Origin of the sequence: Cyanobium sp. Aljojuca 7A6 (genome assembly GCF_024346455.1) — a bacterium.
Taxonomy (GTDB): Bacteria; Cyanobacteriota; Cyanobacteriia; order PCC-6307; family Cyanobiaceae; genus Cyanobium.
In genome coordinates this window covers 242,275-261,604 of record NZ_JAGQCY010000003.1, presented here as the reverse complement: position 1 = coordinate 261,604, position 19,330 = coordinate 242,275, and the positions used below count along the sequence as shown (strand labels likewise).

Genomic DNA, 19,330 nt, shown 5'->3' with positions numbered 1-19,330 from the left:
ATTCCGTGAGTGCCGGCCGTCCATCCCGTCCCCCCAGCAACCCCTGGCTTCGCCCCGTGGGCCTGGTGCTGCGGCTGATCGTGCTGGGGGTGGGTCTGGGCGTGATCGTGGGCACGGCCCTCAAGCTGCTGGAGCCCCGCCTTGTCCAGGGGGCGCTCGGCACACCAGCGCCGGACACCCCGGTGGTGAAGAAACCGGGCACCGGAGCGATGGCCCTGGGACGGTTTGAGCCGCGCCAGGAGCTCGTCGGTCTCAGCCAGCAGTGGACCCGGATGGCCGCCGCCCAGAAGGATCTGACCGCCAGCGCCTTCCTGCTGGTGCTCGACGACGGCCGTTTCGCCCAGCTGCAACCTGACCTGCCCCTGTCGGCGGCCAGCTCCATCAAGGTGCCGATCCTGCTGGCGGGCCTGGAGGATCTCGATCACGGCAAGTTGCGCTGGAACGAACCCATGCCCCTCACCAAGGAGGTGGTGGGCGGTGGGGCCGGCTGGATGGCCAACAAGCCGCTGGGCACCCGCTTCCCCTTCTTCGAAGCCGCCACGGAGATGATCCGGGTGAGCGATAACACCGCCACCAACCTGCTGATCCGCCGCCTGGGGGGCAAGACCACCCTCAACGGACGTTTCCGCGACCTCGGCCTGACGGCCACGGTGGTGAACAACTGGCTGCCGGATCTCGACGGCACCAACACCACCAGCTCCCGCGACCTGGCCCGCTCCATTGCCCTGGTGGACACCGGTGACAAGCTCACCCCGCGGGCCCGGGATCTGTTCCGGGAAATCATGGCCACGTCTCGCACCAACACCCTGATTCCCCTTGGCCTGCTGATGGGGATGGGCAAGGACTCCTCCGATCCCGACAGCGAGCTGCTGCCCAAGGGCATCACCGTCTACAACAAGACCGGCGACATCGGCATCGCCTACTCCGACGCCGCCCTGATCCAGCTCCCCAACGGCCAGAGGGCCGTGCTGGCCCTGATGGTGAAAGGTCCCTTCAATGACCCCCGCTCCGCCGAACTGATCCGGTCGATGGCCGGCGCCGTCACCAAAACCCTCGTCAAAGGCCCATGAAAGCCGTCGCTCCTGCCCTGCTGCTGCCCTGGCTGTCCGTCCTGGCCGCGCCCCTGCTCGCCCAGCCCCAGCCCGCTGCCGCCCCGCCGCCACCGGTGCTCCGGCCGGGCACTGTGGCACCCCTGCCCGGTCAGCTGGACGCCGTGCCGATGCTGAATGACAACAACCCCGAGGTGATCAAGGGGCCCGGCATCCTGCTCTCCACCTTTGATGGCCAGCGGGGCTACGCCGGCCGCCCCCTGGGTGACCCCTCGGCGCACCTGAACACTGCGGTCAACGGCCCCTTTGAGCTGTTCAGTCATCACATCTACGCGGGCAGCCCGGAAAGCCTCGATTCCACCCTCTGGCTGGCGGTGGTGGCGGCGCCACGGGGCAACGCTCCGGTGAAGCTGCGGACGGTGGCAGGGTCCACCGCCCTGTCCCAGTCGCTGAACGCCGACCAGCCGTCGGCCCCCTTCCTGCCCCTGCCGGCCCTGATGGAGCAAGGCAGCACGCCGATCTGGGCTGGCCCCGGCAGCCGGGTGGCCACCGAACTGCTGGCACGGCAGCGCAGCCCCCTGGTGCCGGAGGGCTGGACCCTGCCGCCGGGACAGCTGAGCACCCTGATGGTGCTGCCGCTGCCCGTGCGCGGCCTCGATCCGTTGCTCAACGGCCTCAACCTGCAGCTGCGCCTCAACAGCGACGGCCCGGTGGACGTGGCCACCCTGGCGGCCTTCGGCCCCGTGGACCGGCCGCCGGACGCTGCCGTCTGGCAGCGGCTGCTGCAGGGTGGCCTCAGCCCGAAGGAGCACACTCCCAGCCCCAGGGGGGCCAGCGGCCCGATGATCTACTCCCGGGTCAGCGGGGTGCAGGTGGGCAGCGCCTGGCAGGGGCGGATCACCGATCCAGGCCGTCCGACCCTGTCGGTGAGTCGGGCGCCGATCTCCTGGCCGATCAGTTCCCTGGAGCGGGGCACCCTGGGCACCGGCCAGGTGCAGACGGCCCCCCTGCTCTCCTTCTATCCAGGCACCGCCTGGGCCGCCCACGGCAACTATGGCGTTGCCTACGACCTCAGCCTGCCGCTGCGCAACGACACGGGCCAACCGGCGCGGCTCGCCGTGGCCCTGGAATCTCCGCTCAAGACCGACCAGCCCCTGGGGGGCCTGCGCTTCAACACCAAGCCGGCGCGGGCGGTGATGTTCCGGGGAACCGTGGAGGTCAGCGGCCTCGACAATGCCGCCGGCGGCCCCGGCGGGCGACGGAGCTTTCACCTCGTGCTGCGGGCCGGTCAGGAGGGGCCGACTCTGGGCACCGTCAGCCTGCGCCCCGGCCAGGAACGGCAACTGCGGGTGCGGCTGATCTATCCAGCCGACGCCACGCCGCCCCAGGTGCTGTCGCTGATCCCGGTGGCCCCGGGCGCGGCCCCAGGGGCGGCTGTGAAACAATCCGTGGCACCGCCCGCAACCAGCCCGTGACGCCAACCAGGAAGCGCAGGGTCTTCCCCTTCACCGCCATCGTGGGGCAGGAGGAGATGAAGCTGGCGCTGCTGCTCAACGTGATCGACCCCCGCATCGGCGGGGTGATGATCATGGGCGACCGGGGCACGGGCAAATCCACCACCATTCGGGCCCTGGCCGATCTGCTGCCGGCGATCGACGTGGTGGAGGGGGATCCCTACAACAGCTCGCCGAGCGACCCCGACCTGCAGAGCAGCGAGGTGCGCCAGAGGGCGGAACGGGGGGAACAGCTGCCCGTGGAAGCCCGCCAGGTGCCGATGGTCGACCTGCCCCTGGGGGCCACCGAGGACCGGCTCTGCGGCACGATCGACATCGAGAAGGCCCTCAGTGAAGGCGTGCGGGCCTTTGAGCCGGGCCTGCTGGCCAAGGCCAACCGGGGCCTGCTCTACGTCGACGAGGTGAACCTGCTCGACGACCACCTGGTCGACGTGCTGCTCGATTCGGCCGCTTCAGGGTGGAACACGGTGGAGCGCGAGGGCGTATCGGTGCGCCACCCGGCCCGTTTCGTCCTGATCGGCTCCGGCAACCCGGAGGAGGGGGAGTTGCGCCCCCAGCTTCTCGACCGCTTCGGCATGAGCGTGGAGGTGCGCACGGTGCGCGATCCCGAGCTGCGGGTGCAGGTGGTGGACCAGCGCACCGGCTTCGATGCCGACCCCGACAGCTTCAGCGACCGGCTGCAGAGCACCCAGGAGGCCCTGCAAGCCCGCGTGGTGGAAGCCCAGGAACGGCTGCCCCAGGTGCGCATCGACGACGATCTGCGCATTCGCATCTCGGCGGTCTGCGGCGAACTCGACGTGGACGGGCTGCGGGGCGACATCGTCACCAACCGGGCGGCCCGGGCCCTGGCAGCCTTCGAGGGCCATCTCGAGGTGAGCGACGACGACGTGGCCCGCGTGGTGGCCTGCTGCCTGCGTCACCGGCTGCGCAAGGACCCCCTCGAGCAGATCGACTCCGGCGATCGGGTGGTGAAGATGTTCTGCAAGGTCTTTGACCACGCCGGAGGCGACCCCGCCGCCTTCCAGCTGGCCCTGACGGGGTGAGGAGCGCGGTGTGAGGATCCTTGGCATCGATCCCGGCCTCGCCCGCGTCGGCTATGGGGTGATTGATGTGGAGGGTCGCTCCGCTGCAGGCGGTGGCCACCAGCACTTGCTCGATTGCGGCATGATCCGCACCGAACCCGGTCGCAGCGACGGCGACCGCATGGTGGAAATCGCCCGCGACCTGCGGGTGATCGTGCGCCGCTGGCGGCCCGAATTGGCGGCGGTGGAGAAGTTTTTCTTCTACCGCTCCAGCACCACCATCGCGGTGGTCCAGGCCCGGGGGGTGGTGATGATGACCCTGGCCCGCTTCGCCATCCCGGTGGTGGAGTTCCCGCCGATGCAGATCAAGCTGGCACTGGCTGGATCGGGCCACGCCGAGAAGGACGAGGTGCTGGCGGCGGTGATGCGGGAGCTGGATCTGCAGATCCCCCCCCGCCCCGACGACGCCGCCGACGCCCTGGCGGTGGCCCTGACCGGGTGGTTCCAGCGGTGAGGGCGCCAGCCGCCGGTGGAGCCACCAAGCAGGAGTTGCGTCGCCTGTTCCGCCAGCGGCGGCGGCAGAGCCTGCCGGAAGCGGCCCCCGGAATCCTGGCGACGGCGCAACGGCACCTGGGGACCCTGCTGGGTGGGCGTGGGGGGGATCTCGGGCTCTACTGGCCCATCGGCAGCGAGCCCGACCTGCGTCCCCTGGTCCAGGCCTGGAGCGGCCGGCTGGCCCTGCCGGCGGTAGCTGACGGTGCGCTGGTGTACCGGGCCTGGGTTCCGGGCGAGCCCCTGGCCAACGACGCCTGCGGCATTCCGGCACCTCTCGCACTGGCAGCGGGCCAGCGGCACGGCCAGGAGCGATCGCCAGGCGCCATGGCCCTGCTGCTGGTGCCCGCCCTGGCGGTGGCCCCCTGCGGTCTGAGGCTGGGCTCGGGCGGTGGCTGGTACGACCGGCTGCGGGCCGATCCGCTCTGGGCGGCGGTCCCGGCGCTGGCGGTGCTCCCCGCAGCCTGCACAGCGGCGACCCTGCCCCGTGATCCCTGGGACATCCCCTTCGACGGCTGGATCGATGAATGGGACTGCCACCTCACCGAAGCGGGGTGGCAGAAGATTGCAAGCTCTTAACGAACGCCGTCCTGTCGAGCCAATGGCCTGTTCGTTTGCCAGGATCGGCGCAGTGCATCCGTGCCGTCCTTGGATTTGATCCTCTCATCGCTCCAGAACCGTCCCATGACGGCCGCCGAGCGGGTGATGACCTCCGAGTTTCAAACCCGTGGCGCCTCCAGCGACGCCCTCTCGATGATGGTCAGCTCGGTCGCGAGGATGGTGCAGGCAGGAAAAAGCAGCGATAGTCGCTGGAAATCCACCTGATTCACGGATGAAGCCCCTTCTTTGTTCCGGGCTGCTCGGCCTCGTCAGTCTTGTGGTGGCTCCTGTGCAGGTCAGGGCCCACGCGATCGAAAGCAGCCTGGAGCGGCTCACGGGCCTCACCGACTCCTTAAGCCTGGAGAGCCAGTTCTCCAGCGGCGAGCCGGCGCGTGATGCCGCCGTCCGCATCGTCCCCCCCGATGGCGGCCCAGCGATCGAACTGGGGCGCACCGATGCTGGCGGACGCTTTGTCTTCACCCTGCCGCCCCAGGCCAGCCGCCAGTGGGAAGTGCAGGTGGATGCGGGCCCCGGCCACCGCGACTACCTCGAACTGCCCGAGGCCACGGCGACCCCTTCGTTGCCCGCACGGGTGAGCCGATCCCATCCCTACGCTCAAGCTGAGGGTTGGGCCTTCGTGCCTCCCCTCGGCGTGCTCGCCGTGGCCGGACTGGCCGGGATGCTGAGGCCGCGCCGTCCGTCCTAGTCCCCTCCTTGTCTTCCATGGCCACCGGCAGTCCCGCTCTCGACCGGATCGTGGAACGGCTGGGGAGCACCAGCGACCCGCGCCGTCGTTACGAGTACGTGCTCTGGCTGGCCAAGAAGCTGGAACCCTTCCCGGACGACCTGCGCCTGGACGCCTTCAAGGTCAAGGGGTGCGTCTCCCAGGTGTACGTGGTGGGCCACCTCGAGGAGGGAAAGCTCCACTGGCGCGGCGATTCCGATGCCCAGATCACCAAGGGATTGCTGGCCCTGCTGATTGAGGGGCTGGAGGGCATGACCCCGGAGCAGGCCACCGATCTCGATCCAGCCTTCATCGCCGCGACGGGCCTGCAGGGGAGCCTGACGCCTTCGCGGGCCAACGGTTTTCTCAACATCCTGCGCACCATGCAGGCCCAGGCCAGGCAGTTGCAGGCCGATTGATTTCTAGGATGGTGGTTTGTGGGGTTGCAGCCCATGACCATCGGCATCGGCTTGCTCGGGCTGGGCACGGTGGGGAGCGGCGTGGCGGCGATCCTGGCCAGTCCCCAGGGCCGGCATCCGCTGGTCGGCGACCTGGTGCTCGAGAGGGTGGCGGTGCGCGACCTCCAGCGCCCCCGCCCGCTGACCCTGCCGCCGGAGCGCCTCACCACCGACCCTGAGGCGGTCATCGACGATCCCAAGGTGGACATCATCGTGGAGGTGATGGGGGGTCTGGAGCCGGCCCGCAGCCTGATCCTGCGCGCCATCGCCGCCGGCAAGCCCGTGGTCACGGCCAACAAGGCGGTGATCGCCCGCTACGGCCAGGAGATCGCCGCCGCCGCCGCCAGCCAGGGCGTCTACGTGCTGATCGAAGCCGCCGTGGGCGGTGGCATTCCGATCATCGAGCCGATCAAGCAGTCCCTGGGCGGCAACCGCATCCAGCGGGTCAGCGGCATCATCAACGGCACCACCAACTACATCCTCAGCCGCATGGCCGATGAGGGGGCGGCCTACGCCGAGGTGCTGGCAGACGCCCAGCGCCTCGGCTACGCCGAGGCCGATCCCGCCGCCGATGTGCAGGGGGGAGATGCGGCCGACAAGATCGCCATCCTGGCGGGGCTGGCCTACGGCGGTCCGGTGGAACGGGCAGGCATCGCCACCGAGGGCATCGACCGGCTCGAGGCCCGTGACGTGGCCTATGCCGCCCAGCTCGGCTTCGTGGTGAAGCTGCTGGCGGTGGCCGAACGGGTGCAGGACGACGCCCCGGCCGGGCCGCCGGACGGCGTGTCCCTGGACGTGCGTGTGCATCCCACCCTGCTGCCGAAGCACCACCCCCTGGCGGGGGTCCATGGCGTCAACAACGCCATCCTGGTGGAGGGGGATCCGGTGGGACAGGTGATGTTCTTCGGCCCCGGTGCCGGGGCGGGTCCCACCGCTTCGGCGGTGGTGGCCGACATCCTCAACATCGCCGGCATCCGCCAGGTGGGCGGCCCCCAGGCCGGCCTCGATCCCCTGCTGGCCGCCAGCAGCTGGCGCCACTGCACCCTGGTCGACGGCTCCCTGAGCCGTCACCGCAACTACGTGCGGCTCAGCACCCGCGACGAGGCCGGCGTGATCGGCCGCATCGGCACCTGTTTCGGAGCGGCCGAGGTGTCGATCCAGTCGATCGTGCAGCTCGACGCCAGGGAAGGGGAGGCGGAGATCGTCGTCATCACCCACGAAGTGCGGGAAGACCGGTTCCGCGAAGCCCTGGCCGCGATCGAGGCGCTGGAGGGGGTGGAGCGGGTGGCCGCCTGCCTGCGGACCCTCTGAACGGCAGCTGAACCGACCCGCCGTTCAGCGCCCCTGGCGAAGCCGTTGCCTCAGGTGGCGGCTGAAACGGAAGGCGACGGCCACACCGGCCAGGGGCAGGGGGCCGGGCACCGAGGCTGGATCGGGACCCTCAGCGATGGGCCCCTCGCCGGGACCATCGGGAAGGTCGCCGGGCAGCTGGTCGGTGGGAGCTCCTGGGGGGAGCTCGGTCCCCGGGGGCAGCAGGGCGGTTTCGAACACATCCCCAACCTGCCGCTCGCCGGGATCCTCGCCGGCGGGCTCGGCGGCAATGGCAAGCTCCAGGACGTCAGAGGAGGATTCGTCCAGCTCCGAGGAGCCGCCGGCCACGATCCGGAACGGAACAAAGCCGCCGGTGGCCCCGTTGAAGACGTTGTCGAACAGGGTGCCCGCCTGCCAGGTGAGCCGCGCCTCAGGGGTGGAGGCGGTGCCGGACCAGCGGAACGAGAGGGGGCTGCTCAACCGGAACAGGCTGCCGCCTGCGGGGATGCCGGAACGGGCCAGGAAGACGCCGGAGGGCACAACAAAGCCATCGACGCTCACCTCGTAAGGGGCAACGCTGTACTGGAAGGGCGGCACCACCAGGCCCGTGACGGGGTTGGCCAGGCCGATCCCGCCGGACCCGACGAGGTACTCCGGAGAGGCGCCGAATCCCGGAGTCAGGAGCTCGCGCAGCTCCTCCAGGGCTCCCAGGCTTTCGTGGGGAAGGCTGCCCACGGCGGGGGCGGCAGTGCTGGCGACCAGGCAGGTGAGCAGCAGCAGCGGGGGGTAAAGGTGGACGGAGGGGCGGAAACGCCCCAGGGAGTGGGCACCGAGGGTGACGGGGCGCGCCATGGAGACCTAAAGAAGTTTCACCAATCTATCAGGCAGCACTCAGGAAGCGCGCCATCCTCCTTAAGTGGCGCTGGGAGGGTGGTCGTGGGGGGCTCTGGCGCAACGCTGCTGACGACGCCGGTCAGCCCCCCTAAGGTCTGGGCCGCTGGCTTGCCCTGTTCCCCCTCCGCGTACCGACCCCGGATGCCTGACTATTCCTCCAGTCGCGAGGACCACATCGCCAGTTTCGGCCGCCTGTTCGCCTGGAGCGGAGGCGGGCTGCTGCTGGTGTTTCTGGCCTTCGTTCTGGTCGATTCCCTGCCCCTGCAACCGCTGAATCCCGCCTGGCAGCTGCGGTTCACCAACCGCATGATCAACACCTCCCTGCTGGCGCTGGTGGGATTTCTGCTGCTGCACCTGGGGCTCTACATCGAACCGGCCAACGGCTTCCTGCGGGCCCAGCTGGCCACCGCCCGCCAGTGGGCCATCGTCGTGGTGGTCGCCTTCCTGCTGCTGGTGCCCCTGCAGGGTTTCGCCACCTGGCGGGTCCTCTCCCAGGCGCAGGGCACCCAGGCCATGCAGCGCACCAGGCTCGGCGAGCGGGTGACGATGATCCGGCAGGCCATCGAAGCGGCCACCAGCCCCCAGGACCTGCAGGCCCGGTTCTCCCGACTCCAGGGCCCCCGCCCCCAGCTGCCTGCGGCGGCCCTCAGCCTCCCCCTCGGCGAACTGAAGCGCAGCCTGCTCGAGGAACTCCAGCGGACCGAGACCCGCGCCACCGGCAGGATCGGCGGCCCCGCCCCCACCGACGTCTGGGCCCTCGGCCAGGGGGTGGCCAGGGTCAGCATCGCCGCGCTGGGTTTTTCCGTGGCCTTTGCCGCCGGTGCCCAGCGGCCGGGGGCCTCGCTCACCCTGCTCCAGCAGCTGGGCAGGCGGCTGGAGATCCTGCTCGGGCGACGCCCGAAGTCGAACCGACGCGCCCCCTGACCACCGCCACCGAGCCCACCGCAGGCAGGCCGCTTGAATGGGCCCCACCGGATCGCAGGGTCTTGCCGACGTCCAGGGGGAGAACAGGCCAAACACCGTTCGCCATGGCGGCGAGCCTCACCACCCTGCTGCTGGCTCTGCCGCTGCTGGCGGGTTGTCAGCCGAGGCGGACCAGCCCGTCCCTGATCGTGGCCACCAAAAGTCGCATCGACTCCCTCGATCCGGTGCAGGCCTCCCGCATCGGCGTGATGCAGGTGCTCAGCGGCCTCGGCGACCCCCTCTACGCGATCGACAGCCATGGCCGCCTCGAGCCGCGGCTGGCCACCGCCCTGCCGGTGCTGAGCGGCGATCGGCTGCGGGCCCGGATCCCCCTGCGCCGGGGGGTGCTCTTCCACGACGGCACCCGCTTCGATGCCGACGCCATGGCGTTCTCTCTGCGCCGCTTCATGGCGATCGGCACCCTCGGCTACCAGCTGGGCGAACGGGTCGCAAGCGTGCGGGTCACCGCTCCCTACGAGATCGAGCTGGTGCTGAAGCGCCCCTTCAGCCCGCTGCCGCGGTTGCTCAGCGCCATCTTCCTGACCCCGGTGTCCCCCACCGCCTACCGGAGGCACCGCGACAAGCCCCTCAACGACCGCTTCGTGGGGACCGGCCCCTACGCCCTGGCCTTCTTCGGCGGCCAGCAGCAGCGGCTGACCCCCTGGCCCCGCTACTGGGGCAGGCGGCCGGCCAACGCGGGCATCGACCTGGTGACCCTTAGCAACTCCACGGCCCTGTTCGGGGCCCTGCGCAGCGGCGAGGTCGACCTTCTGCTCAACAGCGGTCTGGAGATCGACCATCAGCAGGCCCTGCACCGGGACGCCGCCGCCGGTCGCCTGCGCGAGGCCATCGGTCCGTCCCAGGAGATCGCCCTGGTGTCGCTGCTGAGCGACCAGCCGCCGCTGAACCGCACGGTTCTGCGTCAGGCCGTGGCCCGCAGCCTGGATCGGTCCACCATCGTCCGGCGGGTGACCCTGGGGCTGCGCTCCCCCCAGCGCCAGCTCATCCCTCCGGACCTGCCGGGCTCCGATCCCAGCGCCTGGCCCGCCTACGACCCCGCCCAAGCCCGCGTCCTCTACCGCCAGGCGGGCTATTGCCAGGGGAAGGTGCTCACCCTGCCGCTCACCTACCGCTCCGACATCCCCACCGACCGTCTGTTTGCCCTCACCTGGCAGGCCCAGCTGCGCCGCGACCTGGGCGATTGCGTGACCCTGGAGGTGACCGGCATGGAGGCCACCACGGCCTACTCCCAGCTCGACAAGGGCGCCCTGACGATGCTCTTCTACGACTGGATCGGTGACTATCCCGATGCGGAGAACTTCCTGATGCCGCTGCTGTCCTGCAGCAAGGCCGAGGGGGACCGTTGCCTCAAGGGCAACAGCGTCCTGGGCGGCAGCTTCTGGACGGCGCCGGGGCTGGAGGCGGAGCTGCTGCGCAGCAGCCAGCTGGACGGCCCCGAGCGGGTCGCCCTGCTGGTGGCCATCCAACGCCGCGTCGCCGCCGCCAGCCCCTACCTGCCGGTGTGGCTCAGCGCCCCGGCGGCCTGGGGCGGTCTGGGTGTCAGCCAGCCCCGCTTCGACGGATCCGGCCGGGTGCTGCTGGGCGAGCTGCGCCGTCTGAGCGCCGCCGACGGAGCCCGGTTGCCATGAGCCGCCGTTCCGACCTGGCGCGCTACCTGGCCTCCCGGCTGGCCCTGGCGCCGTTGATGCTCTGGCTGATCGCTTCGCTGGTGTTCCTGCTGCTGCGGGTGGCCCCCGGCGATCCGATCGATGCCCTGCTGGGCACCCGCGCCCCGGAGGCGGCCCGCGCCGCCCTGCGGACCCAGCTCGGCCTGGATCGCCCCTTGGCCGAGCAGTACGGCCGCTTCCTGGGCCACCTGCTGCGGGGCGATCTGGGCCAGTCGCTCACCAATAGCGAACCGGTGACCCGCCTCATCCAGGACAGCCTGCCGGCCAGCCTGGAGCTGGGGGTGGTGGCGCTGCTGCTGGCCGCCATCGTCGGTCTGGCGGTGGGCTTCAGCGGGATCGCCCGCCCCGAGGGGCGCCTCGATCTGGCCGGCCGCCTCTATGGCATCGGCACCTACGCCCTGCCCCCCTTCTGGGCGGCGATGGTGGTGCAGCTGGTGTTCGCCGTCTGGCTGGGCTGGCTGCCGGTGGGGGGGCGTTATCCCGCCACCCTGATGCCGCCGCAGGGCACGGGCTTCTACCTGCTCGACAGCCTCAGGGCCGGCGACTGGCAGCAGCTGGGCGGCAGCCTGCGCCACCTCGTGCTGCCAGCGGCCACCCTGGGCCTGCTGCTCAGCGGCATCTTCACCAATGCCCTGCGGCTCAATCTGCGCCGTGCCCTCGGCTCCGACTACGTGGAGGCCGCCCGCAGCCGCGGCCTCAGTGAACGACGCGTGGTGCTGCACCACGCCCTGCCCAACGCCCTGCTGCCGGTGCTCACGATCACCGGCATCACGGTGGCCTCCCTGATCGGCGGCGCCCTGCTGATCGAGGTCACGTTTTCCTGGCCCGGCATCGCCTTCCGCCTGCAGGAAGCGATCGCCCAACGCGATTACCCCCTGGTGCAGGGGATCGTGGTGGTGGTGGCAGCCCTGGTGGTGCTGGTGTCTGTGCTGGTCGACCTGGTGGTGGCTCTGCTGGATCCACGCATCCGCTTTTGAGTCCAAGCCGGAACTGGCCCCCGGAATCAGGGCTTCAGGCCAGCTTTCCAGCGCCGGGCAGCGGCGGCATCAAGCACATCAAGGGTGACCCCTTGCTGCACCCGCCGCTGGGCAGGCAGCAGCAGGGGCTGCTCCAGGGTGTGGAGGTACTCGGTGGTGAGACGCAGCAGCGCCGATTGCACCCGGGCCGGATCCACCCCCACCAGCTCCTCATCGAGGCGAAAGAGCACCTCGTCGGTGGGCATCAGCCGCACGGGCGAGAAATGGCTGCCGCCTTCCACCATCACCAGGCGACTGCGGGGATCCCGCCCCTGCAGAAACAGGCGCAGCTGCTCCTCCAGGGGCGGCGTGACCAGATCGAGGCTGCCCCCCACCATCAGGACCGGCACCCCGAGCGAGGCCAGGCCCCGACGGGGCCAGAGCAGGCTGCCGAAGCCGTTGAGCAGCACCAGCCCCCGCAGGTCCGCGGGAGGGGAGGAGCGCTCCGGCAGTTCCGTGCTGGACAACTGGCACTGGAGCAGCCGGGAGGGATTGGCGATCGGCAGGCGGTCGAGGGCCTTGCGGCAACGCTCACTTAGGCCGGGTTCCGGCACCACACCAGCCGCCAGCAGGGCGGAGAGGCCCCCCATCGAATGGCCAAGGAGCACCACGCCCTTGCCCTGCACCGGCAGATCACCGCGCCGCTGGGCCGCCAGCACCGCGGTGATGTCGGCCAGCCGGATGGCCAGGGTCTCGGCGCCCGGCGGGGGCCGCTGGCCGTCGAGGGCGGCCTTGAGCGCAGGGCCGTCACTGCCGGGGTGCTGAATCACCACCACCGGCCAGCCCCGTTCGGCCAGCTCACTGGCCAGCCAGCCGAACTGGTCGGCATTGCCCCCCAAGCCGGGCATCATCAGCAACCAGGGCCGATTCGCCGGGGCCAGCGCCGGCCAGATCTCCAGGGGCAGGGGCTGCGAACGGTGCGCCACCGCCAGCAACTGCCGGCGCGGCCGCAGGGAGGTGCGTTCACCGAAGGCGAAGGGAACGGTGCGGCGCTCCGGCAGCGCCAGGGCTTGGAGGCGCCGCAGAGCCTGGCGCTGCAGGTCGATCTGCTGGCGCCACTGCAGGGCCAGGTCGTAGAGGCCATCGAGCTGGAGGCTCAGCCGCTGCACCGGCAGGGCCCGCAACAGGCCGATGGTGGAGACGTCCTGACGCGTCTCCAGCATCCGCCGCAGGGTGGTCTGCAGCACCGCCGTGGTGCTGCGGCCCTCGGAGGTGGTGAGCAGGTCGCCCAGGCGAGCCAGCATCTGACTCCCGGTCCAGCTGTCCAGCAGCTGCTGGCCGAAGCTGGTGTCCCGCAGCAGGGGGGCGCGCAGCAGGATTTTCAAGTCCTGGCGACTGCGGGGATCCAGCAGATCCAGCCAGACCGCCAGGTCGCCGCCGCCGCCGGACCGCCCACCGGGGCTCCTGGCCCAACCATCGAGCTGCTCCAGATTCACCGGCAGCTCCAGGCCATCGAACCGCAGCTCGAGCACCTCTGCGGCCATGGCCGCGGGCACCAGGCCGGGCACGGCGATCAGCAGACTGGCCAGCAGGCCCTTGAGTTGGCGGCGGCGGTGTGAGACAGGCACAGGGGAGGGCCAGGGCGCGGTCCTGGTTCACCCAGTTTCCAGCAGCCCTGCGCGAAGTGGCCCTGATCCGCACGATCGCCATGCTCGGGGCCGGTGGCGTGCTGTATCTGACGCCGATGGTGTTCCACCAGGCGCAGTTCAGCGCCGGCCGGGTCACCGAGGGGCTGGCCCTGGCGGCGGTGGCGGGCACCCTGGGCCGGTTCCTGAGTGGCGTGTTGCTGGATCGGGGACTGAACTGTTCGGTGCCGGTGCTGCTGGCGGCGCTGATGGCCATCGCCGGCGACACCCGACTGATGGGCACCGGGTCCTTCGCTGGCTACCTGCAGGGGCAGGTGCTGCTCGGTATGGCCATGGGGTTCTACTGGCCCGCGATGGAGCTGGCGGTGCCGCTCAGCTGCGCGCCGGTGAGCTCGGGGCGGGCCTTCGCCCTGACCCGCAGCGCCGATGCCCTCGGCATCGCCACCGGGGCGCTGGTGGGGGCCGGGCTCGCCTGGCGGGGATGGTTGCGGGGCATCTATGCCGTGGACATCGGCTGCATGCTCCTGTTGCTGCTGGTGCTGCTGCGGCAGGGCCTGCCGGATCCCAGGCCCAGGGAGTCCCTGGCCCACCCCAGTCCCTGGGGCCAGTGGATCCCTGGCCTGGTGCCACTGCTGGCCATTGCGGTGTTGGCCACGGCGATGCCGGCCCTGATGCAAAGCGCCCTGCCGCTGGAGCTGGTGCGGGGCAGCCTGCAGCGCCGTGCCCTGCCGGTGAGCCTCGGCGCCCTCACCATCGGCCTGCAGTTGGGCCTGGTGCTGCTGCTCCAGTGGCCGGTGGGTCAGGCCCTGGCCCGGCGGCCGGTGACGGCCGGCCTGAACCTCAGCCTGCTCAGTTTTGCCGCCGGCAACCTGCTGCTGGCGGCCTCCGCGCTCAGCGAACGCGGCCTGGCTCTGCTGCTGCTGGCCCAGCTGCCGCTGGCCCTCGGGGTGACCGCCTTCCTGCCCACCGCCACCGAAGCGGTGGTGGAGCGTTGCCCGCTCGAGCACCAGGGACTGGGCATGGCCCTGCTCTCCCAGTGTTTCGCCATCAGCGGCTTCGGGGCACCGCTGCTCGCCGGCCGGCTGCTGGATGGCCAGGGCCATGGCACCGGCCTGTGGCTGCTGATGGCCCTGGCCTGTCTGGGGGGTCTGCTGCTGGTGCGGGACCTAGGCCCCCGCAGGACGTTCGGCTGACGCTGCCGCCTGCTTTTCTACCCAGGCCTCATGGGGCAGGGGCTCGGTGCCGTACTCCCAGTCGTCGTAGTCCGGATCATTGCGGATGCGGCGATGGATCTCCTTCTGGGCCTCGAAGTTATGGGGATGCTCGGAGGTTTCGCCCGCGGCATCCGGCAGGGGAGACGGGGTGTTGGGGTGGTCCGTTGCTGCCATGGCCCTGCGCTCCTGTTGGATCCATCCTCGCCGATCACCCACCCCGCAGGCTGTCGAGGCGGTCGGCGTAACCGGTGAGTTCGCCGTAGCCCCGGCCCCGGAGCTCTTGCTCACCGCGATGGCCCCTGTAGCGCAGAGCTCCCTCCCAATAGGTGGCCGACGACGTGCTCAGCTCCTGATCCGCCATCTGCGGCGTGATCACCAGCTCCAGGTCCAGCCGTGGAATGGTGAGCCTCCAGGCGGCGGGGTAGCGGGCGCCGCTGTGGGGGCTGCGCCAGGTGGCCATGACCGTGAGGTCGTAGTCCTCGGCGCCCAGTTCCAGCTCGTCGTCGCCATCGATCCAGCGGCCACCGCTGAACGGTTCTTTGCCGCCGTCCTCCCGGCGCAGGCCGTAGAGCATCAGGGCGGAGCCGTCCTCGAACTGGGCGGAGAACCAGTCCCAGCCGACGGTGCCCGGGCTCAGGACGCTGGTGGAGAACTCATGGTCCTTCCAGCTGACACCGCGAACGGCATGGTCGCGGCCTGCCACCGTGATTGTGCCCTCGGTGGGCTGCTGCACGAGGGAGTAATAGTGCGAGGCGTTGCCCGCTTCCGGCCCTTTGCGGCTGAGGCCGTCCTGGCCCTGGAGCACCGGGGGCCGGCTCTGGCGCAGGGTCAGATCGATGGCCATGGCGCCGGTGGCGGCCCGCAGCCTCACCTGGTCGGACCCCTCGGCGCTGATGCGCCAGTCGTTGAGCCAGACCGCATAGGGATCACCCTCGGCCCCGGCCAGGCCGAGGGCGCCGCGGGCGAAGCGCTCCTCCTGCAGAAAGGTGTCGGCGGCGATGTCGCTGACCGTGAAATGGGCGGAATACACCTGGGGGGTGCGCCAGGCCGACGCGGCGCCCCCGGAAGCCTGGGCCGAGGGCCCCGTGGGCACCAGGGCCTGGCGGAAAATCGTGAACTGATAGCCGAAGGGCCGTCCGTCAGCGGATTCCAGGTTGCCCGTGTAGTACCACCACTCGGTCTGGTGGTCGGGATGGGCACCGAAATCGGCGGGAAAGCGCCACTGGCGAGGGGTGAGGGCCCGGGCGAAGCCCTGGGGCACCGGCGTCTCCCCCCATTGGATGCGGCTGCTGGCTCCAGCTGGGCTGGGGCCAACCAGGCCCAGCAGCAACACGACCACCAGGGCCAGCAGGGCGCGCACGGGATGGCGGTGATTCATTCCTGCCGCAACGCCTCACTGATGTTCATCCGGCCGAGGCGCCGGGCCGGATAGAGGCCCGCCAGCACGGCCGCCCCCACGGCGATCAACAACGACTGGATGAAGAAGCGCGGCTCCAGCGCGATCTGGAGGGTCCAGCCAAAGGAGCGCACGTTGATCACATGCACCAGCACCCAGGCCAGCACGAAGCCCAGGGGCATCGAGCAGGCCCCGGCCAGCAGACCCATCAGGCCCGTCTCCAGCAGGGTGAGGCGCCCCAGCTGGCGGGGTGTCATGCCGGTGGCCCGCAGTACGGCGAATTCCCGGCCCCGCTCCAGCTGCAGGCTCATCAGGGTGCTGAAGATGCCGATGAAGGCCACCAGCACCGTGAGCAACTGCAGGGCGCCGGTGATGGCAAACGTGCGATCGAAGATCTCCAGCGAGCCCTGGCGCAGGGAGCCGTTGGTCTGCACCAGCAGCGTCTGGCGGGAGCCGAAGCCCTGGCGCAGCTCGGCGGCCACCGTCTCGGCATCGGCGCCGGGGGCCAGGAACAGGCCCAGGGAGGCGACGCTGTCGTCGTGCCAGAGCTCCGCCACCTGGGAGCGGTCCATCAGCACACTGCCGCGATCGGAGGAGTAGTCGTAAAAGACCGCGATCACCGGAAAACTCTGCTCGCCCTCGGGGGTTTCAAGCCTGACCTGCTCGGGGATGGCGCTGTGGCCATCGCGCCGGTAGACGGCCTCGGAGAGGATCACCCCCTCGCGGGCCTCCAGGGCGGCGAAGGGGTCGCCGAGCCCAGGGCGGATCCAGGCGTAGGGCCGGCGGCCGGCGGACACATCGCCGCCGGCGGCGATCAGGGTGATGTCCCGGTCCTGGTCGACCAGGTGCACATCGAAGTTGTTGTAGGTGACCATGGCCCGCAGGTCGGGGCGCTCGGCGATGGCCTCAACAATGGCGGGATCCACCTTGCCCAGCACCCGGTTGGCCGTGGTGCTGGGGGGGGAGACGAACAGATCAGCCTGCAGGGTCTGGTCGAGCCAGGTGACCACCGTGCCCCGGAAGGAGCCGATCATGATCGAAAGGCCCACGATCACCGACACCGCCACCATCAGGGCCGCCACGGCCACCGCGGTGCGGCTGAGGGAGCGCAGGATGTCGCGGGGAGCCAGGCGGGCCACCACCCCCAGGCCGCGGCTGGCCCGGCCCAGAGCCTCCATGGCGGCGACCAGCACCGGCGGCATCAACAGGGCGGCGCCCATCAGCACGGCGAACACGCCGGCGAAGGCGGGCACCAGACCGCTGCTGTCCCAGCGGAGCAACAACACCCCGAGGCCGGCGCTGAGCAAGGACGCCAGCAGGAACCAGGGCAGCAGCCGCTGCCAGCCAGCCTCCAGGCTGGAGCGCTGCAGGGTCATCTGCGGTGGGGTAGCCATCGCCTCCCAGGCGGGCAGGGCTGAGGCCACCAGGGCGGAGGCCACCCCGACCAGCATTCCCTTGGCCAGGGTGATCCCTGACAGGCTGATCTGTCGCACCGAGACCACGAAATAGAAGTCGTTGATCGTCTGGGTGATCAGACCCACGACGGTGCGCCCCAGCACCACCCCCAGCACCAGGCCCAGCAGAGACCCCACCAGGCTGAACAGGGCCGCCTCGCCCAGGATGAGGGTAAACAGCTGGCCCCGGGTCACCCCCAGGCAGCGCAGCACCCCGAACAGGCTGCGGCGCTGCACGACGCTGAACGTGACCGTGTTGTAGATGAGAAAGATGCCCACCACCATCGCCAGCAGGCTCATGGCGGTGAGGTTGAGCTCGAAGGCGGCCGTCATCTGCTGCACAGCGTTGCCGCGCGCTGCCGCCGTCTCCAGCTTGAGCCCGCTGGGCAGCCATTCGCTGAGGGCCGCCTCCTGGGCGGGGCTCTCCAGGATCAGATCGATGTGACCCACCGCCGGCACCGCCTTGGCACCGGCGGGGTTGAGCAGGTCCTGGGCGGTGGCGATGTCAACCAGCAGCAGCGTTTCAAGGCCGCGGCGCTCCAGGGCCGCGTCACTGCTGACACTGCCCACCAGCTGCAGCTCAGACATGCGCCCGGCCAGATCGAGATGCAACGTGCCGGAGCCGTCGGCGGCGCCGGGATGGAGGCCGTAGCGCTCGGCGGTCTCGGTGGCGATCACGGCCGTGCCGGGTTCGGTGAGGAAGGGCACGAAACCCTTGCCACCGCCACCTCCCCGTTCACCACCGCCACCGCCTCCCAGCAGACCGCGGAAGGGCGCTTCACTGAACAGATCAACGCCGACGACCCGCATCAGCTCACCGTCCAGTTCCTGGGCCCGGCCGTAGGTCTCGATCACTGGTGCGGCTGGGATCTCGGGGAAGCGGCGGCGCAGCTCAACAAAAGTGGTCTCGGGAACGCCACCGGGCCCGATCGCCACCAACCGATGGGTGGTGCGGCCAGTGATGGCGTCAGTGGACAGGGAGAAGGCCCGCTGGGCCGAGCCACTGGCCAGATCGATCGACACCAGCATCGCCACCCCCAGGGCGATGCCCAGGATGCAGAGCAGGTACTGCAAGGGACGGCGGCGCCAGCGACGGGCCGCCAGGCGCCAGAGGGGGCCGTTACGGACCACGGCCAAAGGATGTCCTTCGCTCACGCCGTCACCGGCCTTGTGGGGGCACCGGCCTCCAGCAGGTGGCCCTCCTGCACCCGCAGCACCCGGTCGGCCTGCGCCGCGATGGCCCCGTTGTGGGTGGCCATGATCAGGGTGCGGCCCTGCTGGCGGGTGAGGGCGATCAACAGCCGCAGCACCTGCTCGCCGGTGTGTTCATCGAGGTTGCCGGTGGGCTCGTCGGCCAGGATCAGCAGGGGCTGGTGCAGCAGGGCGCGGGCGATGGCCACGCGCTGCTGCTGCCCCCCGGACAGCCGATCCGGCATGGTGTCGGCCCGGTCCGCCAGCCCCACCTGTCCGAGCAGATCGAGGGCCGCCTGCTCCAGGGCCGGGCGGGGCAAGCCCGCCAGCTCGCTGGGCAGGGTGACGTTCTCCAGCACCGACAGGGTGGGAATCAGGTTGAAGAACTGGAAGATGAAGCCGATGCGATCGCGGCGAAAGAGGGTGCGGCGTCTCTCGTCGAGTGCCGTGAGGTCCACCCCGCCGATGCAGACACTGCCGGAGGAGGGGGTGTCGATGCCACCGATCAGATGCAGCAAGGTGCTCTTACCGCTGCCGCTCTGGCCCAGCAAAACAACGAACTGACCAGGGTCGACGACCAGGTCGACAGCCTCCAGCACCGTCCGCTCCGTGTCGCCTTCCTGAAAGGCCTTGACTAGGGCCTGCAACTCAATGGCGGGCGTGGGGTTGACGGCCTCGGAGCAGAAATCGGACATTGG

The 19,330-nt window shown here is 70.4% G+C and carries 19 protein-coding genes; 13 read left to right on the top strand and 6 right to left on the bottom strand.

Annotated features, from left to right (window positions below):
• The first annotated feature begins 5 nt into the window (after nucleotides 1–5).
• The 9 genes from KBY95_RS04635 to KBY95_RS04595 all read left to right on the top strand — a co-directional run bounded on the left by KBY95_RS04635 (nucleotide 6) and on the right by KBY95_RS04595 (nucleotide 7,230).
• Nucleotides 6–1,070, top strand: a complete 1,065-nt coding sequence (locus KBY95_RS04635) for a serine hydrolase (protein ID WP_254963667.1) — start codon at nucleotides 6–8, stop codon at nucleotides 1,068–1,070.
• Nucleotides 1,067–2,524, top strand: a complete 1,458-nt coding sequence (locus tag KBY95_RS04630; RefSeq protein WP_254963665.1) for a DUF3370 domain-containing protein — start codon at nucleotides 1,067–1,069, stop codon at nucleotides 2,522–2,524. Before KBY95_RS04635 ends, KBY95_RS04630 begins: the two co-directional genes overlap by 4 nt.
• Entirely contained in the window at nucleotides 2,521–3,606 is a 1,086-nt protein-coding gene (gene bchI / locus KBY95_RS04625) for a magnesium chelatase ATPase subunit I (protein WP_254963663.1), read from the top strand. Before KBY95_RS04630 ends, bchI begins: the two co-directional genes overlap by 4 nt.
• Before the next feature lie 10 nt (nucleotides 3,607–3,616).
• A complete protein-coding gene (gene ruvC / locus KBY95_RS04620; RefSeq protein ID WP_254963661.1) occupies nucleotides 3,617–4,099 on the top strand; it encodes a crossover junction endodeoxyribonuclease RuvC in 483 nt (160 codons plus the stop codon).
• A complete protein-coding gene (locus KBY95_RS04615; protein ID WP_254963660.1) occupies nucleotides 4,096–4,716 on the top strand; it encodes a 5-formyltetrahydrofolate cyclo-ligase in 621 nt (206 codons plus the stop codon). Before ruvC ends, KBY95_RS04615 begins: the two co-directional genes overlap by 4 nt.
• A gap of 105 nt (nucleotides 4,717–4,821) precedes the next feature.
• Nucleotides 4,822–4,962 (top strand): hypothetical protein, encoded by a 141-nt coding sequence (locus KBY95_RS04610; protein ID WP_254951071.1) that lies wholly within the window; start codon nucleotides 4,822–4,824, stop codon nucleotides 4,960–4,962.
• 7 nt (nucleotides 4,963–4,969) lie between these two features.
• On the top strand, nucleotides 4,970–5,443 hold the full coding sequence (locus KBY95_RS04605; protein WP_254963658.1) for a hypothetical protein: 474 nt from the start codon (nucleotides 4,970–4,972) through the stop codon (nucleotides 5,441–5,443).
• 17 nt (nucleotides 5,444–5,460) lie between these two features.
• Nucleotides 5,461–5,880, top strand: coding sequence for a SufE family protein (locus KBY95_RS04600; protein ID WP_254963656.1), 420 nt, complete (start codon nucleotides 5,461–5,463; stop codon nucleotides 5,878–5,880).
• A 33-nt stretch (nucleotides 5,881–5,913) separates the two neighbouring features.
• On the top strand, nucleotides 5,914–7,230 hold the full coding sequence (locus KBY95_RS04595; RefSeq protein WP_254963655.1) for a homoserine dehydrogenase: 1,317 nt from the start codon (nucleotides 5,914–5,916) through the stop codon (nucleotides 7,228–7,230).
• Nucleotides 7,231–7,254: 24 nt separating this feature from the next.
• Here KBY95_RS04595 and KBY95_RS04590 read toward each other — a convergent pair whose 3' ends face one another.
• Entirely contained in the window at nucleotides 7,255–8,082 is an 828-nt protein-coding gene (locus KBY95_RS04590) for a hypothetical protein (protein ID WP_254963653.1), read from the bottom strand.
• 183 nt (nucleotides 8,083–8,265) lie between these two features.
• Here KBY95_RS04590 and KBY95_RS04585 point away from each other — a divergent pair, with 183 nt between their 5' ends.
• The 3 genes from KBY95_RS04585 to KBY95_RS04575 all read left to right on the top strand — a co-directional run bounded on the left by KBY95_RS04585 (nucleotide 8,266) and on the right by KBY95_RS04575 (nucleotide 11,752).
• Nucleotides 8,266–9,048: a hypothetical protein gene (locus tag KBY95_RS04585; protein WP_254963652.1), complete on the top strand. Its 783-nt coding sequence runs from the start codon at nucleotides 8,266–8,268 to the stop codon at nucleotides 9,046–9,048.
• Nucleotides 9,049–9,152: 104 nt separating this feature from the next.
• Nucleotides 9,153–10,736, top strand: coding sequence for an ABC transporter substrate-binding protein (locus tag KBY95_RS04580; protein WP_254963651.1), 1,584 nt, complete (start codon nucleotides 9,153–9,155; stop codon nucleotides 10,734–10,736).
• Nucleotides 10,733–11,752 (top strand): ABC transporter permease, encoded by a 1,020-nt coding sequence (locus KBY95_RS04575; protein ID WP_254963649.1) that lies wholly within the window; start codon nucleotides 10,733–10,735, stop codon nucleotides 11,750–11,752. Before KBY95_RS04580 ends, KBY95_RS04575 begins: the two co-directional genes overlap by 4 nt.
• 26 nt (nucleotides 11,753–11,778) lie before the next feature.
• On the opposite strand, the gene KBY95_RS04570 is transcribed toward KBY95_RS04575, so the two are convergent.
• The gene (locus KBY95_RS04570; protein ID WP_254963648.1) at nucleotides 11,779–13,359 is read right to left on the bottom strand and encodes an alpha/beta hydrolase; all 1,581 of its coding nucleotides are present in this window, start codon (nucleotides 13,357–13,359) and stop codon (nucleotides 11,779–11,781) included.
• A gap of 56 nt (nucleotides 13,360–13,415) precedes the next feature.
• Here KBY95_RS04570 and KBY95_RS04565 point away from each other — a divergent pair, with 56 nt between their 5' ends.
• Complete coding sequence (locus KBY95_RS04565; RefSeq protein ID WP_254963646.1) at nucleotides 13,416–14,570, top strand: MFS transporter; 1,155 nt, start codon at nucleotides 13,416–13,418, stop codon at nucleotides 14,568–14,570.
• Here KBY95_RS04565 and KBY95_RS04560 read toward each other — a convergent pair.
• The 4 genes from KBY95_RS04560 to KBY95_RS04545 are packed head-to-tail and all read right to left on the bottom strand — an operon-like array spanning nucleotide 14,544 to nucleotide 19,327.
• Entirely contained in the window at nucleotides 14,544–14,765 is a 222-nt protein-coding gene (locus KBY95_RS04560) for a hypothetical protein (protein WP_254963645.1), read from the bottom strand. The two genes, KBY95_RS04565 and KBY95_RS04560, sit on opposite strands and share 27 nt — an antisense overlap.
• Nucleotides 14,766–14,799: 34 nt before the next feature.
• The gene (locus KBY95_RS04555) at nucleotides 14,800–15,951 is read right to left on the bottom strand and encodes a lipocalin-like domain-containing protein (protein ID WP_254963643.1); all 1,152 of its coding nucleotides are present in this window, start codon (nucleotides 15,949–15,951) and stop codon (nucleotides 14,800–14,802) included.
• Nucleotides 15,952–15,965: 14 nt separating this feature from the next.
• Nucleotides 15,966–18,596 carry an FtsX-like permease family protein gene (locus KBY95_RS04550; RefSeq protein WP_254963641.1) on the bottom strand — a complete coding sequence of 877 codons (2,631 nt, stop codon included), beginning with the start codon at nucleotides 18,594–18,596 and terminating at the stop codon, nucleotides 15,966–15,968.
• Nucleotides 18,593–19,327, bottom strand: coding sequence for an ABC transporter ATP-binding protein (locus KBY95_RS04545; RefSeq protein ID WP_254963640.1), 735 nt, complete (start codon nucleotides 19,325–19,327; stop codon nucleotides 18,593–18,595). Before KBY95_RS04545 ends, KBY95_RS04550 begins: the two co-directional genes overlap by 4 nt.
• Between the last annotated feature and the right edge of the window lie 3 nt (nucleotides 19,328–19,330).

Excerpts from the sequence above, each read along its gene's own strand:
- KBY95_RS04590 (WP_254963653.1), bottom strand. The coding sequence starts at position 8,082 with ATGGCGCGCCCCGTCACCCTCGGTGCCCACTCCCTGGGGCGTTTCCGC.
- KBY95_RS04545 (WP_254963640.1), bottom strand. The coding sequence starts at position 19,327 with ATGTCCGATTTCTGCTCCGAGGCCGTCAACCCCACGCCCGCCATTGAG.
- KBY95_RS04600 (WP_254963656.1), top strand. The coding sequence starts at position 5,461 with ATGGCCACCGGCAGTCCCGCTCTCGACCGGATCGTGGAACGGCTGGGG.
- KBY95_RS04605 (WP_254963658.1), top strand. The coding sequence starts at position 4,970 with ATGAAGCCCCTTCTTTGTTCCGGGCTGCTCGGCCTCGTCAGTCTTGTG.
- KBY95_RS04560 (WP_254963645.1), bottom strand. The coding sequence starts at position 14,765 with ATGGCAGCAACGGACCACCCCAACACCCCGTCTCCCCTGCCGGATGCC.
- KBY95_RS04630 (WP_254963665.1), top strand. The coding sequence starts at position 1,067 with ATGAAAGCCGTCGCTCCTGCCCTGCTGCTGCCCTGGCTGTCCGTCCTG.
- KBY95_RS04595 (WP_254963655.1), top strand. The coding sequence starts at position 5,914 with ATGACCATCGGCATCGGCTTGCTCGGGCTGGGCACGGTGGGGAGCGGC.
- KBY95_RS04585 (WP_254963652.1), top strand. The coding sequence starts at position 8,266 with ATGCCTGACTATTCCTCCAGTCGCGAGGACCACATCGCCAGTTTCGGC.
- KBY95_RS04580 (WP_254963651.1), top strand. The coding sequence starts at position 9,153 with ATGGCGGCGAGCCTCACCACCCTGCTGCTGGCTCTGCCGCTGCTGGCG.
- KBY95_RS04610 (WP_254951071.1), top strand. The coding sequence starts at position 4,822 with ATGACGGCCGCCGAGCGGGTGATGACCTCCGAGTTTCAAACCCGTGGC.
- KBY95_RS04575 (WP_254963649.1), top strand. The coding sequence starts at position 10,733 with ATGAGCCGCCGTTCCGACCTGGCGCGCTACCTGGCCTCCCGGCTGGCC.